The following is a 16368-nucleotide window of genomic DNA, read 5'->3' as shown; positions in this document are numbered from 1 at the left end:
AATCTTTTCGGTGCCTATTGCCAGCTGACTAGACGCCAGCAACCACCGAGATAACGAGCCCCATCGAAAGAAGGGCTACGAGGGCCCAGCTAATGGAGTGCCAGGCCAGGGTCTTCGGTTGACTGCGCATTTTGCCGCTCCTTGTCAGCCGTCCATTCCGGCCGCTCTGGACGCTCCAAGTAGCCGGTCAGCAAGCGTTAACTGTGTCACGTAACCTTTGCAAGTGACCCATCTGCAACAGTGGACAACCGGTTTCGGGCTTCAAAAAAGCCCGAACCAAAGACCGGCAATGCCCAAAAAGGCGAAGAATCCAACGACATCCGTGACAGTCGTGACAAAGACCGCCGAGGCAATGGCAGGGTCTGCCTTGAAGCGATCGAGGGTCAGCGGAATTAATATTCCTGCGGTGCCGGCAACGACGAGATTCGTGATCATGGCCATGCCGATGACCACGCCAAGCTGCGGATTACTATAGCGCAGCCAGGTGACGAGGCCGATGAGGATGGCGAAAATCACGCCATTGAAGAAGCCGACGACCATTTCACGGCGGATGAGACGGCGAAGGCGGCCGCCTTCGAGTTCGCGCATGGCGATGGCGCGCACTGTGACGGTCATGGTCTGGGCGCCGGCATTGCCACCCATGGAGGCGACGATGGGCATGAGCACGGCCAATTCGACCATGCTGTCGATCGTGCCGCCAAAGAGGCCGATGACCAGCGAGACGAGGACGGCGGTGACGAGATTGACGGCGAGCCAGGGGGCGCGGCTGCGGACGGTATCAAAGGTCGTGTCGGACACGTCTTCATCGCCCACGCCGGCGAGCAGCTTGATGTCTTCGTCGGCCTCTTCGGTGATGACGTCGACCATGTCGTCGATGGTGAGGACGCCGACGAGGCGGCCGTTTTCATCGACCACGCCGACTTCGACAAGGTCATAGCGTTCAAAGGCGCGGGCGGCCTCTTCCTGGTCCTCGGCTGCATCGACCAGCACCAGATTGGTGTTCATGATCGATTCGATCTTGGTGGCGCGCTGTGCCCGCAGCACGCGGTCGAGCGGCAGCGTACCGAGGACCTTGTAGCCGGCATCGACCACATAGATCTGGTAGAATTCATCCGGCAGGTCGCGCTCGGCGCGCAGGTAGTCGATCATCTGCCCCACGGTCCAGAAGGGCGGAGTGGCGATGAATTCGGTCTGCATCCGCCGGCCGGCGGAATCTTCGGGGAAATCGAGGCTGCGCTTGAGGCTCAGGCGCTCGAAGGTCGGCAGGGCCGAGAGAATCTCGTTCTGGTCTTCCTCTTCGAGGTCTTCCAGAATCGCCACCGCGTCGTCGCTGTCGAGGCCGGCCACGCCGCGGGCGATTTCCGCATTGGGCAGCGCTTCCATCAGTTCGAGGCGGATGCTCTCGTCGACCTCGGTCAGCGCGGAATAGTCGAATTTTTCGCCCAGGAGCCGCACCAGGGCCAGACGCTCGTCGTGATCGAGCAGTTCGAGCACGTCGCCGACGTCAGCCGCATGGAGCGGCTCCATGACGAGGGCAACGTCTTCGGCCCGGCCAGCGGCAAGAAAAGCCCGTAAGCGTTCGAGCCATAGCGAATTGATGCGGTCTTCCGCATCGCGGAACGCGCTGGTCTCCATCTCGGTCTCTGGGCCGAGTTCGGTCTCGAAATCGCTGCTCATAGGGAGCCCTTTGCGTGTCCGCGGGGTTTCAGGGGCAAGGCAAGCAGTAGCCAATCAGCAATAAAGACGCCAGACTGCGAATACGAAGTTTTCTTCCAATTTCGTCCCGGTTGAAGCGTTTGTGTCTAGTGTGATGCAAGGATGGAGATGGTCATGTCGAGCCAGAGCAGTTTCGACCTCGCCTTCGACCGAATCACGGCCCTGGCCAATGCGCGCGGGCTGACGGATGTGGTGCTTTCGACGAGCTACGGCACCCCTGCCCTCAAGGTGAAAGATCGCACCTTTGTCAGGCTCCTCGACGAGGAGACGATCGTGCTGCAATGTCCGCTCGAACAGAAGGTGCTGCTGATGGAAATTTCCCCGGCCATCTATTTCGAGACCGACCACTATGTCGGCTATGACGCGGTGCTGGTCCGGCTTGCCGCAATCGACGATGAAGAACTCAGCCTTCGGCTGCAGGACGCCTGGCAATTCAAGGCACCAGAGGGCCGCAAGCCGGCCGCGACAAAGGATGACTAGGGTATGACGCAATCCACGCGCCTCAACTGCTCCTGCGGGCGGTTCGAAATGGTCGTTACCGGGGAGCCTTTCATCACCACCGAATGCCACTGCAATAGCTGCCGCGAGGCCGGCGGGCGCATGGAGAAGCTGCCGCTGGCAAGACCGATGCTGGAAGAGAATGGCGGCACGCGATTCGTGCTCTATCGCAAGGACCGCGCGGAGATCACCAAGGGCAAGGAATTGCTGCGGGGCTATCGCCTGAGCGACAGTGCGCCGACGCGCCGCGTGGTGGCGACCTGCTGCAACAGCCCGGTCTTTCTCGAATTCAAGGGCGGGCACTGGCTCAGCCTTTATTCGAGCCTTTGGCCGGAAGGACAGGCGCCGGAGCCAGAAATCCGGACTGTGACCGGCGACCGCGGCGCAGATGTCGTGCTGGACGACACGGTTCCGGCCGGCACCTGGCAGACCATGGGATTTTACGGAAAGCTCCTCACGGCCTGGATCGCCATGGGTTTCAAGGTGCCCAATATCGATATCAAGGACGAGGCCGTGATTTGAGGCCCAAAAACAAAAAAGCCGCCCGCAGGCAGCTTTTTGTTTCTTCCCCTGGGGAAGAATGGTGCGGTCGAGAAGACTCGAACTTCCACGCCTCGCGGCACAGCGACCTCAACGCTGCGCGTCTACCAATTCCGCCACGACCGCACATCTGTGGTAGAAGCTTCAAGTGCCGAAGCGCCCGAAGCGAGTGGGGATGTAGCAAAGGACTTGGCGAACCTCAAGCACCTAAATCGAGATTTCTTTCAAGCCTGTGGAGAGACGCAAAAATTCAGCCGTGCTTGTAGACCTTTTCCGTGACGAGCACGCGAAGCTGGCCATCTTCCACATTTACCTCGCCGCGGGCGATAAGCGTATGGTTGGCATAGATGGAGAGCGGATCGTTTTCCGTCTGCTCCAATTCGATCACGGCGCCGCGGCCCATGCGCAACAGGTGATGGATCGGCATCATGGTGGCGCCGAGTTCGACGGTGATATCGACTTCAATATTGTCGAGGGTGTTCATAAATAAGAATCTCGCTCGCGGAATGCCGGGGGCTTCGTGAATTAAGGATTGCTCAGGCTTGGTTATGGAAGTCTTAACAACTGACGACGAGGCGTGCCAAATTCGTTCGAAATTGCATCGGACGGATGGGCAGGCGGTCGACTGGGTGCAGTTCGAGGGTCCCATGGACTATCTGAGCACCCTCGCCGCGATGGAGAATCGCGCAGCCCTCGTGGCGGCCGGTGAAGCGCCCGAGGCGGTGTGGCTGCTCGAGCATCCGCCGCTCTATACGGGCGGCACATCGGCACAGCCAGAAGACCTGATCGACCCGCGATTCCCCGTTTATCCCGCGGGGCGCGGCGGGCAATATACCTATCATGGCCCCGGACAGCGGGTTGCCTATGTCATGCTCGACCTGACGCAGCGCGGCCGCGATATCCGCTGCCTCGTCAAAGGGCTGGAGCGATGGGTGATCGATACCCTTGAGGCGCACAATATCAAGGGAGAGCGGCGCGAAGGGCGCGTAGGCGTCTGGGTGCAGCGGCCGGACAAGGGTTTTGGGCGCGAGGACAAGATCGCAGCCATCGGTGTGCGCGTGCGCAAATGGGTGACCTTCCACGGCATTTCGCTCAACGTGGATCCCGATCTCGCGCACTATGATGGGATTGTGCCCTGCGGCATTACCGATCAGGGGGTGACCAGCTTTGAGGATCTCGGGCAGCTCGTTTCGATGGCGGAAATTGATTCCGTGATGCGGAGCACGTTCGAGACCATATTTGGGCCGACGGCCCAGGCGCCCGCCGCACTTGCCAGCGTGGCGTAAGGCCCTACTTTGAGCCAATCCGAATCGAGGAGCCCGGCATGACTACGGACGACCTGAAACGCCTTCTCACCCGCCAGACGCTGTTCCGGCTCGATGCCATCCTGTCGCCGCGCCTCGTGCCGATCCTTTATGCGCTGGGCTTGGCCTCTATTCTGCTCTGGGCAGTCAGCCACTTCTTTTTCCGCTTCGGCAGCAGTTTTGGCGATGGCCTCTGGGGCCTGCTGGAAATTGCAGTGTTTGGCCTCGCGGCCCTCGTCGCCCTGCGTATCGGCTGCGAAGCGCTGCTGGTTTGGTTCAAGGCGCATGAGGCGACGGGCGAAACCGTCAATCGCTCGCGCTATTCAGCTTCGCTGCTCGACGAAGTGCGCGACGCCATTCGCGATCTCGCCGAACATGGCGAAGCCACCGACTATGCGGAGGCCGACGAGTATTACACCCCGGCGACCGAGCCGCCGCCGCATGTGACGCCGGACGGCGACATCCGCCGGGAGCCCTCCACTACGGCGGGCGAGCCGTTCAAGCCGAAGCGGACCGCCAAGCGGACGCCGCCCACGAGCCCCATCACCTGACACAAAAAGGCCGCCGCGGATTGCTCCGGGCGGCCTTTTTCATTGCTCAGCGAGCGATCAGCTCTTGTTGACGCTCCAGGCGCCCGGGCCGGCGAAGATCAGGTAGAGGAAGACGAAGCAGAACAGGATTGCTGCGTCGCCGCCATTGTTGGCCGGGAAGAAATTGACCGGGGCATGCGCCATCCAATAGGCGACAGCCATGGTGCCCGAGGCCAGGAAAGCGGCCGGACGGGTGAAGAAACCGATGGCGATCAAAACGCCCGTGACGATCTCGATCAGGCCGGAAATCCAGAAAATCGAAAAGGCGGGCGGGGCGAACTCGGCAGCGGGGAAGCCCAGCAGCTTCTGCGTGCCATGGGCGAGGAACAGCAGGGCTGTCATGATGCGCAGCACGGCGAGGGCCTGCGGCGCATAGGCGGAGAGACGATCGAACATTTTTGTAACTCCCGTGCGGCGCCGGTCCTGGCGCCAGGGGGAGACGCCTAACCCAGACTGTCGGTTCCAAAAACCGAACATTTGGGAACGCACTGTTCGCTGTTTGCGATGTTCAAGAGTGCGTGTCCACCGCTTGGCGAAGGTCTGCCAAGCCCCGCGCGAGGGTCAGTCACATTGCGTAACCGTCCAACATTCTGTATGACGCGCCATCCAATTCAATTCCGGACCTCCGCACGCGCATGACTCAGGCGCCCAAAATCGGTTTAGTCAGCCTCGGCTGCCCCAAGGCGCTCGTCGACAGCGAACGCATCATGACGACCCTGCGCGCGCAGGGCTATTCGTTCAGTCGCGACTATGCCGGCGCCGATATCGTGCTGGTCAATACCTGTGGTTTCCTCGACAGCGCCAAGAAGGAAAGCCTTGAGGCGATTGGCGAAGCGCTGAACGAGAACGGTCGCGTGATCGTTACCGGTTGCCTCGGCGTCGAAGAAAGCATGATCCGCGAAACGCACCCGAACGTGCTCGCGATCACCGGGCCGCATCAGTATGAAGACGTGGTTTCGGCTGTGCATGACCATCTGCCGCCGGTGCCGAACAAGTACATCGATCTGGTGCCGGAGAGCGGGCTGAAGCTCACGCCGCGGCACTATGCGTATCTCAAAATTTCCGAAGGCTGCAACAATCGCTGCTCATTCTGCATCATTCCGCAGATTCGCGGCGATCTCGCTTCGCGCCCAGCCGCTGGCATTCTGGGTGAGGCCGAGGGCCTCATCCGTTCCGGCGCCAAGGAACTGCTGGTGATCTCGCAAGACACCAGCGCCTATGGCCTCGACCTCAAATATGCGACCTCGAAGTATCGCGGTCGTGACGTGAAGGCGAAATTCTACGATCTTGCCAAGGAACTGGGCGAGCTGGGTGCCTGGGTGCGTCTGCACTATGTCTACCCCTACCCCCATGTCGACCCGGTGATGGAGCTGATGGCCGAGGGCCTCGTACTGCCCTATCTCGACATTCCGTTCCAGCATGCTTCGCCGAATGTGCTCAAGGCCATGCGCCGTCCGGCACACCAGGAAAAGACGCTGAACCGCATCCTCGACTGGAAGCGCCAGGTGCCTGACCTGACCGTGCGTTCCAACTTCATCGTCGGCTTCCCAGGCGAAACCGAGGAAGATTTCGAAATGCTGCTCGATTTTATCGAGGAAGCCGAAATCGACCGCGCGGGCTGCTTCAAATATGAGCCCGTGACCGGCGCCACCGCCAATGAACTCGAAGGCGTCGTGCCCGACGAGGTCAAGGAAGAGCGTTTTGCCCAGTTGATGGAAGTGGCGCAGAACGTGTCGTTCCACCAGTTGCAGAAGAAGGTTGGCCGAACCATCGACGTGATCGTCGACGACGTTCGTCCCGAGGGCAATGTCGCCATTGCCCGTTCCAAGTGGGACGCGCCCGAGATTGACGGCCAGGTGATCGTCAGCAACGCCACCGGGATCAAGATCGGCGACATCGTTTCGGTGAAGGTAACCGACAACGACGAGTACGATCTTTTCGCCGAACCCGCGACGGCCTGAGACCTGCGACTTCCACACAATCCCCGCGAAAGCGGGGATTCTTTTTTGCGTGACTTCATGGAACTGAGCATAGCGGCAGGCCAAGGGACCAAGTCCACCTGGGGAACGACCGGCGGCGTCGCCGCGGTTTTCATCTGGTCGATGACTGCCCCTATTGTCGCGTCGGCTGTGGGCGTCGATCCATTCCTCTATGTGGGGCTCGGCGATGGCGTCGGCGCGCTGGTGTTCATCGCCATGTGGATTTTGCGGCGCCAGAATCCCCTGCCGGAACTCACGACGGTTCCGGTCTGGCTCTATCTCCTGGGTGTCATTGGCATTGGCGGCCATAACCTGACCTGGGTCGCCGCGCTGCAGCAGGCGCCGCCGCTTGAGGCGACGCTGATTATCTATACTTGGCCGCTGCTCGTGGTCATCCTCACCACGATCTCGCTCGGGCAACGGTTTCGTTGGTTTCATGCGGTGGCGGGCGCCTTGGGGCTCTCGGGCATTGTCGCGCTGCTTCTCGGCAAGGGGCTGTCGGTCGGCGGCTTCCACTTGATGCCGGGGCATTTCTGGGCCGTCATTTCCGCCGTTACCTGGGCGGTCTTTTCGGCTATGGCGGCACGCTATCCTTCGAGCAGCAGCAATTTCCTTGGTGTCATTTTCGGTGCCAGCGCGCTGATCAATGGCTCGGTCTGGCTGTTCGTGCTTGGCGCCCCACCGGCCCCGGATTCGAGCATTCTGATCGTCGCTTTGGCGTCGATCTTTTTCGCTTTGGCCTATGCGATGTGGGATTTTGGCATGAAGCAGGGCAATGCGCAGTTGATCGGCGTGGTCAGTTTTCTGACGCCTGTGCTCACAGCGGTCTATCTCGTTGCCTTGGGCATTGCCGAGCTGACGCCCTATCTCGTGCTGTCGCTGCTGCTGGTGGTTTCGGGCATCGGCGTTGCCAAATATGGCGAGAAGCTGCGGCCTGCGGGATAAACTGCCGAAACAAAATCGCGCTTTAGCGGCAGCCGGAGCAACGGCTTTCCGTTGCTTTTGCGGCGCGTAAATTAGTCATCCGAGGCAAGCATTTAGCGCTTTACGGCCGAAAAGCGGCATCGCATCACCTGTGACCAATGCCATCGCTTTCATGGAAATAGCGTCACAATGAACAAGCTTCTTCTCTCGGCCGTTGCGGCGCTTGCTCTTGCCAGCAGCCCGGTTCTGGCTCAGCCCACCGACATTCTCAACGCCTCCTACGACATCGCGCGCGAGCTGTTCGAAGCCGAAAACGCTGCCTATGCGGCGACTGGCGCGACCGTGACCATCAACCAGTCGCATGCCGGCTCTTCGGCCCAGGCGCGCGCAGTTCTGGAAGGCCTGCAGGCCGACGTTGTTACCTTCAACCAGGTGACGGATGTGCAGAAGCTGGTCGAAGGCGGTTACGTCTCGGAAGACTGGACCAGCGACTTCCCGAACAATGCCGCGCCCTTCTATTCCTTCCCGTCCTTCCTCGTGCGCTCGGGCAATCCCAAGGCCATCAAGGACTGGGGCGATCTCGCGGCTGAAGGCGTGCAGGTGATCTTCCCGAACCCCAAGACTTCGGGCAACGGCCGCTACACCTATCTCGCCGCCCGCGCCTGGGCGACCGAGGCCTATGCCGGCGACGAAGCCAAGATCGAGGAATTCCTCACCAAGCTTTTCGCCAACGTTCCGGTCTTCGAAACCGGCGGCCGCGCAGCCACCACCGCCTTCACCGAGCGCCAGCTGGGCGACGTGCTGGTGACCTTCGAGGCCGAAACACTGGCCGTCGTGAAGCAGCTTGGCGCCGACAAGTATGAAGCCGTCGTTCCCTCGGTCAGCTTCCTGTCGGAATTCCCGGTGGCTGTGGTCGACAAGGTCGTCGATGCCCGCGGCAGCCGTGATCTTGCCAAGGCCTATCTCGATTTCCTCTTTACGCCGGAAGGCCAGGAAGTGGCTGCTGCCAACTTCCACCGCCCGCAGGACGCAACTGTTGCCGCAGCCCACGCCGCGACCTTCCCGGAAATCCGTCTCGTGACTGTCGAAGACGCCTTTGGCGGCTGGGACAAGGTTGCTGCCGACCACTTCGCTGACGGTGGCCTGCTCGACAAGGTTTTCGTGAACCAGTAACGGCCCCGGCCAAACCAGTTTTTGCGGCGCGACTTCGGTCGCGCCGTATCGTATTTCGAGGAACGCATGGCACAGCATCGCAGCAAACACCTGCTGCCCGGTTTCGGGCTGTCCATGGGCATTTCGCTGTTCTACCTCACGCTCATCATCCTGCTGCCGCTCGCTGCCATGTTGCTCAAGGTTGCGGGCATGGGTTTTCCCGAGTTCTGGCGGATCGTCAGCTCGAACCGGGCGCTGGCGGCCTATCGGGTGACGTTCAGCTCGGCCTTCATTGCCACGATCATCAATGGCGTGATCGGGCTGCTGCTGGCCTGGGTTCTTACCCGCTACCGCTTTCCGGGGCGGCGGATTCTCGATGCGCTGGTCGATCTGCCCTTTGCCTTGCCGACGGCGGTGGCGGGCCTCGTGCTGGTGACGCTCTTTGCCGATACCGGCTGGTATGGGCAGTTCCTTGAGCCCAATGGCATCAAGGTCAACTACACCCAGCTTGGCATCATCGCTGCCATGACTTTTACCTCCATTCCCTTCGTGGTTAGGGCCGTGCAGCCGGTGTTGGAAGAGGTCGATGTGGACTTCGAAAGCGTGGCGACGACGCTGGGCGCTTCGCGCTGGCAGGTTTTTACGCGGATCATCTGGCCGACGATCTTGCCGGCGTTCATCGGCGGCTGTGTGCTCTCCTTTGCGCGGTCGCTAGGCGAGTTCGGCGCCGTGGTGTTCATCGCCGGCAACCTGCCGGGGCTGACGGAAATCGTGTCGCTGCTGATCTTCATTCGGCTCGACGAGTACAATTATGAAGGCGCGGCGGCGCTGGCCTTCGTGCTGCTGGTGGTTGCCTTCCTGACGCTGGTCGCCACCAACCTGCTGGCTGCCTGGCAGGTGTGCTACGTGGAGAGGAAGACCTGATGGGCCACTCGGCTGAGCGCAGCGCGGGCGCCAATGTTCTCATCGGGCTGTCGTTTCTCTTTGCCGCCGCGGCGCTGGTCGTGCCGCTGGCCCTGATCTTCAGCTTTGCGTTGCGCGAGGGCGTGGGCGCCTATTTCGACGCCATTCTGAAGCCCGATACGCTGCATGCTGTCTTTCTGACTGTCATCACCGCCATAATCGTCGTGCCGATCAATATGGTGGTCGGTGCGGCCCTGGCCTGGCTTGTGACCCGGTTCAGGTTTCGCGGGCAGCAATTGCTCGTGGCTGTCATCGAGCTGCCGGCGGCGGTCAGCCCGATCGTGGCGGGCATCGTTTATCTCTTCCTCTATGGCAATCAGGGGCTGCTGGGGCCGGCGATGCAAGCGATCGGGTTGCAGATCATGTTCACGCCGCTCGCCATTGTGCTCGTGAGCCTCTTCGTCACCGCGCCCTATGTGGCGCGCGAACTGGTGCCGCTGATGCGGCAGCAGGGAACGGATGACGAGGAAGCGGCGCTGTCCCTCGGTGCCAATGGCTGGCAGATGTTCTGGCATGTTACGCTGCCCAATATCCGCTGGGGTCTCGTTTATGGCGCGGTGCTGACCAATGCGCGGGTGATGGGCGAATTCGGCGCGGTGTCCGTCGTGTCCGGCTCGATCCGCGGGCAGACCAACACCTTGCCGCTGCAGATCAATCTGCTGTTCAACGACTTCAATATCGCCGGATCCTTCGCCGCCGCCTCGACGCTGGCGCTGATTGCGGTGATCACGCTGGTGCTGAAGTCGCTGCTCGAAGCCTGGGAGCGCCGCTAGCGCCTTTCGCGGGTCGAAAGACAAGAATACGCTTGAGCCGAAGCCTTGGCGCCCCTAAGCGAGGGGCAGGAATTGCAATGCACACGACTCATATCGTTCCCCTGCCCCGTCGGCCTGCCCTCGAACTGGGCCCGCATCCGCTCATCATGGGCATACTCAACGTCACGCCGGACAGCTTTTCGGATGGCGGGCTGCACAACACGCTCGATCAGGCCGTGGCGCATGCGCGCGCCATGCTTGCCGAGGGTGCTGGCATCATCGATATCGGCGGGGAAAGCACGCGGCCGGGATCGGAAACCGTGGCGGTGCAAGAAGAGCTGGATCGGGTCATTCCGGTGATCGATGCACTGCGCAGCGCCGGGATCACTGCGCCGATTTCCATAGACACGTACAAGCCGCTGGTGGCCGACCAGGCGATCCAGGCCGGGGCCGATATCATCAACGATGTCTATGGGCTGCAGGGGCCGCCAGAAATGGCTGAAGTGGCGGCACTCTATGGCGCGCCTGTCATCGCCATGCACTGGGACAAGGGCTGGGACGCGCAGACGCTGCCCCTGCCGGCGATGATCGACTATTTTGCGCAGACGCTCGATATTGCCGATGCGGCGGGGCTGGCGCGGACGCAGGTGATCCTTGATCCGGGCTTTGGATTTTCCAAGACGCTGGCGCAGAACTATCAGATCCTGCGGCAATTGCCGGAGTTGGTGGACGCCTATCCGGAGCACTCTGTGCTCGTGGGCACCTCGCGAAAATCGATGATCGGCAAGCTTTTGAACAATAAACCTAGCGAGCGGCTGCCGGGAACGATTGCCACAACCGTGCAGGGCTATGAGCGCGGCGGGCACATTTTCCGCGTGCATGACGTTGCCGCCAATCGCGATGCGCTCCGCGTGGCGCAGGCTACCCTTTACGGCCCATAATCTTTAGGACCATCTCAATGACCGCAGCTTTTACGGGTGACCGCATCATCCTCCGCGATCTCGGCTTTTATGGCTATCACGGCCTCTTTTCCGAGGAAGAGCGGCTGGGGCAACGCTTTTTCGTCGATCTCGAATGCGGGGTCGACCTGACCGCGCCGGGCAAGACGGATGCCATCGGGCACACGGTTTCCTATGCCGATATCTATGATGTGGTGAAGGCGACGTTTGAAACCAAGCGGACCAAGCTCATCGAGGCACTGGGGCAGAATATTGTCACCGCGCTGTTCGAGCGGTTTGGCGATATCAACTGGATTATCATTCGTATTCGCAAGCCGGAGGCGCCGATTGCCATGGTGCGGGGCGAGGCGGCGATTGAACTACGTCGCGCGAGGCCCGCGTGATGGCGAAGGCGTGGCTGAGCCTTGGGGCTAACATTGGCGATCCGCCGGCGCAGCTTGTTGAGGCCATTCGGCTGCTCGATGCGCATCCGAGTATCAAGGTGACAAAGCAGTCGTCGGTGATCGCGACGAAGCCCTGGGGCAAGACGGACCAGCCTGATTTCGCCAACATGGCGGCTGAGGTCGAGACCGATCTCGAACCCATCGACCTGCTGCATGTGGCCCTCGATACCGAGCGTGAAATGGGGCGCGTTCGGCACGAGGTCTGGGGACCGCGGCTGATCGATGTCGATATCATCGCCTATGAGCGTATCGAGATGCAGACGGGACGGCTGACCCTGCCCCATCCGCATGCGCATGCGCGCGATTTCGTGCTGGTGCCGCTGCGCGAGATTTCGCCGGAAACGGCGGAGTGGGTTGCGACGCGGGCCTAAGCCCGTAGCGCGTCTACGACTGACACGGCGGTGTCGAACTCGACGCGGCGCTTGGCGCGGCGGGTCATGGCTTCCTCGTCTTCGCCCCAGAGGCGGATCTGGTGGTCTTCATCGACATGGGCTGCGGTCCAGACCTGCTCGGCGTCAAGCAACTGGTGCAGCAGAGCGATGGCGAGGAGGCCGGAGCCGGTGATGCCGGTGATGGAGACGAGGGCTGTCAGTGACAGAAGCCCCTGCCCTTCAAGCGCGGTGTCGAGCTTGGTCAGGGTGGAGGCCGGCTGAGGCTGGTGGATGATGCCGATGGTGGGCTGGAAAGCGACGTCGAAATGACGCGCCAGCGTGACCAGAGCGCCATCCCAGTGCAGTTCCTGATCGTCGACCAGTTCCTGCGGGGCATCGGCGCGGTAGAGCAGCAGGTCATTGCCGGCGAACTTGCCGATTTCGGCGCGGAAGGCCGGGGCGTTTTCTTCGCCGCTTTCGACCGCCGAATTGATCAGGCGCACCATGGGCATGGTGGTGGGGTCGATGTATTTTTCCTGGGCGGCCCATTCCGCCGCCATCGCTTGCGCGATCGACTGGGCGGGCACGACGATGGGGAGCTTGCGGCCGGGTGTGCGGGTCTGCTTGCCGTCGAGGGTGACGACGAAACCGTCATTAGTGCGGGCGACGTCTACATCCTTATAGAAGCGCTTGGGTAGTTCGACCTGGTTGATGTGCTGCGCCTGGCCGTAGCCAAATTGCTGATTGTTTAGAGCGTCTTCCAACTGGTCGCGCATCTTATGATTCCAGTACTTTTTTGATCGCCAGCGGCAGATCGGCATAGGTTTCGACCAGCAGATCGGCGCCAGCGGCAAGCAATTCGTGGGGATCGTGGTGGCCCCAGGTCACGCCGATGGCCTTGGTGCCGGCGGCCTTGCCCATTTCGATGTCGAAGGTGGTGTCGCCGATGATGACCGTGTCCCTGGCCTCGGCGCCCGTTTCGGCCATGCCGCGCAGCATCATGCCGGGATGGGGCTTCGAGGGATTGTGGTCCGGCGTCTGCAGGGTGACGAAATGGCCGGCAATGCCGTGAAGCTGGGTCAGGCGGTGAACGCCGCTAAGACCCTTGCCAGTGGCGATGCCGAGCAGGGTATCGGGCCAGGTGGCAAGGAAATCGAGGGCTTCGCGGGCGCCGGGAAAGAGGCCCTCGCGGCCTTCGGCCTGCACCAGCGAGGCGCGGTAGCGGCCGCGGTAATCGTCGGCGAGCTGTTCGGCCAGCGGTGTCACCTCGGTGCCGAGGAGACGGGCGATGGCGACGGGCAGCGACAGGCCGATGACCCGGCGCGATTGCGCCGTGGTCGGGGTTTCCAGGCCGGCGGCCTCAAACGTGGTGGTCATGTGCTCGACGATCAGGGCCTCCGTGTCGAGCAGCGTCCCATCCATGTCGAACATGATCAGTTTCATGCATTGTCCTCGGGATCGGTGTCCTGGACATCGAAACGCTCGGCGTCGAAGCCCAAGGCGTCCCAGCTTTCGCGCATGTGCGGGGGCAAAGGCGCTGAAATATCAAGGCGTTTGCCATTGCGCAGCGGCAGGGCGATGCGGCGGGCGTGGAGGTGCAGGCCTTCGCCGAGGCCGGGGGCCGGCATCCAGTTTTCGATATTGAAATAGCGGGGGTCGCCGATGATCGGGGTGCCGAGCTGGGCCATGTGGACGCGAAGCTGGTGGGTGCGGCCGGTGACCGGTTTCAGCGTAACCCAGGCGAAGCGGCGGCTGGCGGTGTCGGTGGTCGAATAATAGCTCGACGAATGGACGGCGCCGGGGACACCGTTTTTCACGACGACCATCTGCTCGCCATCTTCCGTCGCGCGCTTGGCGAGGAAGCAGGAGATTTCGCCCTGGCGGGGCGTAGGGTTGCCGGCGACGAGCGCCCAGTAAATCTTGCGGGCCGAGCGCGACATGAAGACCTTGCCAAAATGCGTGGCCGCGGCGGCAGTCTTGGCGACGACGAGGCAGCCGGAGGTATCGCGATCGAGGCGGTGCACGAGGCGCGGGGCTTCGCCGAGCTTGTTGGGCAGGCTTTTCAAGAGGCCATCGAGGTGGCGAACGGTACCGCTGCCACCCTGCACGGCAAGGCCGTGGGGCTTGTTGAAGACATAGAGGTCATCATCCTCATAGAGGATTATGTCCTTGAGAAATCTCGCATCTTCCTGATTGACCTTGACCGGGCGAACGGTGCCGGGATCGTCAACGGGCGGAATGCGGATCGACTGACCTGCGGCCAGGCGCGTGCTGGTCTCGGCTTTCGCCTTGTCGACCTTCACTTCGCCATTGCGGATCAGCTTTTGCAGGCGGCCGAAGCCGACCTGGGGGAAATGCCGGGCAAACCAGCGATCGAGACGCATGCCGTCTTCGTCTGCTGTGACTTCCCGATGTTGAACGCCACTCATGCGGGGCTGCCTCTGGTTATCAAAAGGCCGAGATATAGGCCTATGAGACAAACTACAACTGACAAGGCGACATAGGTGATCGCCTGAACGAGTTCGCCGCGCTCGATGAGCACTATGGTGTCGAGGGAGAAGGAGGAGAAAGTTGTAAAACCGCCGAAAATTCCGACAGCGACAAAGAGCCTTAGCTCCTCCTGATTGGCGGGGAGAAGTTTGGCCATGAGGCCGACGAAGAGGCCCATGGCGATGGAGCCGATGATGTTGATCAGCAGCGTCGCGAGCGGGAAGCCCATGGGCCAGAGGCGTCCGATGATGCTGGCGAAGCCGTAACGGGCCATGGCACCAAGGGCGCCGCCGACGCCGACGAGGAAGAAGCCGTTCATTTGTAAGCCTCAGTCTTTCCTGGCTTTTTCGGCGCGAAGGCGGGCGAAATAGTCCATGCGCTTTTTTAGGTCGCGCTCGAACCCGCGCTCGACGGGGTGATAGAATTGCTGCCGACCGAGCTTTTCCGGGAAGTATTCCTGACCGGAAAAAGCGTCGGGGACGTCGTGGTCGTATTGGTAACCATCGCCATACCCTTCGCCCTTCATCAGCTTGGTGGGGGCGTTGAGGATGACCATGGGCGGCATGGGCGAACCGGTTGATTTCGCTAGGGAAATTGCCGCCTTGAAGGCGGTGTAGACGGCGTTGGATTTTGGGGCGAGCGCCAGGTAGACAACGACTTGGGCGAGGGAGAGTTCGCCTTCGGGGGAGCCGAGCATCTGGTAGGCGTCGCGGCCGGCTATGGCGAGGGGGAGCGCCTGCGGGTCGGCGTTGCCGATGTCCTCGGAAGCCATACGAATCAAGCGTCTAGCGAGGAAAAGCGGATCTTCGCCGGCGTCGATCATGCGGGCGAAATAGTAGAGGGCCGCGTCGGGATCGGAGCCGCGGATGGTTTTGTGCAGGGCCGAGATCAGGTTGTAGTGGCCGTCCTGCGCCTTGTCGTAAATCGGCGCTCTGCGCTGCACTACGGTTAGCAGACTGTTAGCATCGAGCGTCTCATCGGAGCGTGCGGATGCTAAAATCTCCTCGACGAGGCCCAAAAGCGCGCGACCGTCGCCATCGGCGAGACCGAGAAGGGTTTGGCGCGCCTCGTCGGTGAGGGGCAGCGCGGAGCCGAGGAGGGTTTCGGCGCGCTGGAGGAGCAGTTCGAGATCGGGCTGGCCGAGTGACTCGAAGCGCAGGACCTGACTGCGGGAGAGAAGAGCGGCGTTGAGTTCGAAGGAGGGGTTTTCGGTGGTGGCGCCGACGAGGACGACCGTGCCGTCTTCCATGACGGGAAGAAAGCTATCCTGCTGGGCGCGGTTGAAGCGATGGATCTCGTCGACGAAGAGCAGCGTTCGGTGGCCGGAGAGGCGTTCGAAGCGGGCTTTTTCGAAGACCTTTTTCAGGTCGGCTACGCCGGAGAAAATCGCGGAAATCTGCTCGAAGCGGAAGCCGATCTGGTCGGCGAGTAGGCGCGCGACGGTGGTCTTGCCGGTGCCGGGCGGGCCCCAGAGGATGAGCGAGCCGAGGCGGCCTGAAGCGAGCATGCGGGTGAGCGTGCCATCGGGGCCGAGGAGATGGGTCTGGCCGATGACTTCATCGAGGGCGCGTGGGCGGAGCTGGTCCGCGAGGGGGCGGGCCTTGTCGGTTTCGTTGGGATCGGCGGCGAAGAGATCGGACATGGGGGCTCAATAGCAAATTGTGCGGCGCGTCGCACCCGCTTCGTT

20 protein-coding genes and 1 tRNA gene are annotated in these 16368 nt (G+C 61.7%); 12 read left to right on the top strand and 9 right to left on the bottom strand.

Features of this window, described 5'->3' with window-relative positions; translation table 11 throughout:
- Positions 1 to 261 precede the first annotated feature (261 nt).
- Entirely contained in the window at positions 262 to 1677 is a 1416-nt protein-coding gene (gene mgtE, locus JP75_RS06950) for a magnesium transporter (RefSeq protein ID WP_035080923.1), read from the bottom strand.
- Positions 1678 to 1830: 153 nt separating this feature from the next.
- Between mgtE and JP75_RS06945 the strand changes: the two genes are divergently transcribed.
- Both JP75_RS06945 and JP75_RS06940 read left to right on the top strand, forming a co-directional pair.
- The gene (locus JP75_RS06945; protein ID WP_035080917.1) at positions 1831 to 2196 is read left to right on the top strand and encodes an MmcQ/YjbR family DNA-binding protein; all 366 of its coding nucleotides are present in this window, start codon (positions 1831 to 1833) and stop codon (positions 2194 to 2196) included.
- Between the two features lie 3 nt (positions 2197 to 2199).
- The gene (locus tag JP75_RS06940) at positions 2200 to 2736 is read left to right on the top strand and encodes a GFA family protein (RefSeq protein WP_035080915.1); all 537 of its coding nucleotides are present in this window, start codon (positions 2200 to 2202) and stop codon (positions 2734 to 2736) included.
- A gap of 59 nt (positions 2737 to 2795) precedes the next feature.
- On the opposite strand, the gene JP75_RS06935 is transcribed toward JP75_RS06940, so the two are convergent.
- Positions 2796 to 2880: transfer RNA gene (locus JP75_RS06935), tRNA-Leu, on the bottom strand.
- A 124-nt stretch (positions 2881 to 3004) separates the two neighbouring features.
- Complete coding sequence (locus JP75_RS06930) at positions 3005 to 3238, bottom strand: FliM/FliN family flagellar motor switch protein (protein ID WP_035080913.1); 234 nt, start codon at positions 3236 to 3238, stop codon at positions 3005 to 3007.
- Between the two features lie 64 nt (positions 3239 to 3302).
- Between JP75_RS06930 and lipB the strand changes: the two genes are divergently transcribed.
- Positions 3303 to 4040 (top strand): lipoyl(octanoyl) transferase LipB, encoded by a 738-nt coding sequence (gene lipB, locus JP75_RS06925; RefSeq protein WP_051960446.1) that lies wholly within the window; start codon positions 3303 to 3305, stop codon positions 4038 to 4040.
- Between the two features lie 38 nt (positions 4041 to 4078).
- On the top strand, positions 4079 to 4609 hold the full coding sequence (locus tag JP75_RS06920) for a DUF4282 domain-containing protein (RefSeq protein ID WP_035080911.1): 531 nt from the start codon (positions 4079 to 4081) through the stop codon (positions 4607 to 4609).
- Positions 4610 to 4666: 57 nt separating this feature from the next.
- Here the strand turns inward: JP75_RS06920 and JP75_RS06915 are convergent, their stop codons facing one another.
- A complete protein-coding gene (locus tag JP75_RS06915) occupies positions 4667 to 5044 on the bottom strand; it encodes a DoxX family protein (protein ID WP_035080909.1) in 378 nt (125 codons plus the stop codon).
- A 239-nt stretch (positions 5045 to 5283) separates the two neighbouring features.
- Between JP75_RS06915 and rimO the strand changes: the two genes are divergently transcribed.
- The 8 genes from rimO to folK all read left to right on the top strand — a co-directional run bounded on the left by rimO (position 5284) and on the right by folK (position 12191).
- The gene (rimO, locus tag JP75_RS06910; RefSeq protein WP_035080907.1) at positions 5284 to 6609 is read left to right on the top strand and encodes a 30S ribosomal protein S12 methylthiotransferase RimO; all 1326 of its coding nucleotides are present in this window, start codon (positions 5284 to 5286) and stop codon (positions 6607 to 6609) included.
- Positions 6610 to 6654: 45 nt separating this feature from the next.
- Positions 6655 to 7572, top strand: a complete 918-nt coding sequence (locus tag JP75_RS06905) for a DMT family transporter (RefSeq protein WP_152565753.1) — start codon at positions 6655 to 6657, stop codon at positions 7570 to 7572.
- 168 nt (positions 7573 to 7740) lie between these two features.
- Positions 7741 to 8724: a sulfate ABC transporter substrate-binding protein gene (locus tag JP75_RS06900; protein ID WP_035080904.1), complete on the top strand. Its 984-nt coding sequence runs from the start codon at positions 7741 to 7743 to the stop codon at positions 8722 to 8724.
- Between the two features lie 66 nt (positions 8725 to 8790).
- A complete protein-coding gene (cysT, locus tag JP75_RS06895) occupies positions 8791 to 9627 on the top strand; it encodes a sulfate ABC transporter permease subunit CysT (protein WP_035080902.1) in 837 nt (278 codons plus the stop codon).
- Positions 9627 to 10439 carry a sulfate ABC transporter permease subunit CysW gene (cysW, locus tag JP75_RS06890; protein WP_035080901.1) on the top strand — a complete coding sequence of 271 codons (813 nt, stop codon included), beginning with the start codon at positions 9627 to 9629 and terminating at the stop codon, positions 10437 to 10439. The genes cysT and cysW overlap by 1 nt, the downstream gene beginning before the upstream one ends.
- Before the next feature lie 77 nt (positions 10440 to 10516).
- Positions 10517 to 11359: a dihydropteroate synthase gene (folP, locus tag JP75_RS06885; RefSeq protein WP_035080897.1), complete on the top strand. Its 843-nt coding sequence runs from the start codon at positions 10517 to 10519 to the stop codon at positions 11357 to 11359.
- 17 nt (positions 11360 to 11376) lie between these two features.
- Entirely contained in the window at positions 11377 to 11760 is a 384-nt protein-coding gene (gene folB / locus JP75_RS06880; protein ID WP_035080895.1) for a dihydroneopterin aldolase, read from the top strand.
- On the top strand, positions 11760 to 12191 hold the full coding sequence (folK, locus tag JP75_RS06875; protein WP_035080893.1) for a 2-amino-4-hydroxy-6-hydroxymethyldihydropteridine diphosphokinase: 432 nt from the start codon (positions 11760 to 11762) through the stop codon (positions 12189 to 12191). Before folB ends, folK begins: the two co-directional genes overlap by 1 nt.
- Here folK and JP75_RS06870 read toward each other — a convergent pair.
- Genes JP75_RS06870 through JP75_RS06850 form a run of 5 tightly spaced genes read right to left on the bottom strand, consistent with a single transcriptional unit; the run spans position 12188 to position 16323 of the window.
- A complete protein-coding gene (locus tag JP75_RS06870) occupies positions 12188 to 12967 on the bottom strand; it encodes an ATP12 family chaperone protein (RefSeq protein WP_035080892.1) in 780 nt (259 codons plus the stop codon). The genes folK and JP75_RS06870 overlap by 4 nt on opposite strands.
- Before the next feature lies 1 nt (position 12968).
- Entirely contained in the window at positions 12969 to 13634 is a 666-nt protein-coding gene (locus JP75_RS06865) for an HAD-IA family hydrolase (RefSeq protein WP_035080889.1), read from the bottom strand.
- Positions 13631 to 14620, bottom strand: a complete 990-nt coding sequence (locus JP75_RS06860; RefSeq protein ID WP_035080887.1) for an RluA family pseudouridine synthase — start codon at positions 14618 to 14620, stop codon at positions 13631 to 13633. The genes JP75_RS06865 and JP75_RS06860 overlap by 4 nt, the downstream gene beginning before the upstream one ends.
- Positions 14617 to 15000, bottom strand: a complete 384-nt coding sequence (gene crcB, locus JP75_RS06855; RefSeq protein ID WP_035080885.1) for a fluoride efflux transporter CrcB — start codon at positions 14998 to 15000, stop codon at positions 14617 to 14619. Before crcB ends, JP75_RS06860 begins: the two co-directional genes overlap by 4 nt.
- A gap of 9 nt (positions 15001 to 15009) precedes the next feature.
- On the bottom strand, positions 15010 to 16323 hold the full coding sequence (locus tag JP75_RS06850; protein ID WP_035080882.1) for a replication-associated recombination protein A: 1314 nt from the start codon (positions 16321 to 16323) through the stop codon (positions 15010 to 15012).
- Positions 16324 to 16368: the final 45 nt, after the last annotated feature.

Origin of the sequence: Devosia riboflavina, assembly GCF_000743575.1 — a bacterium.
GTDB classification, from domain to species: domain Bacteria; phylum Pseudomonadota; class Alphaproteobacteria; order Rhizobiales; family Devosiaceae; genus Devosia; species Devosia riboflavina.
Note: the sequence above shows the minus strand (reverse complement) of the source record. Positions and strands in the feature narration are given on the sequence as shown.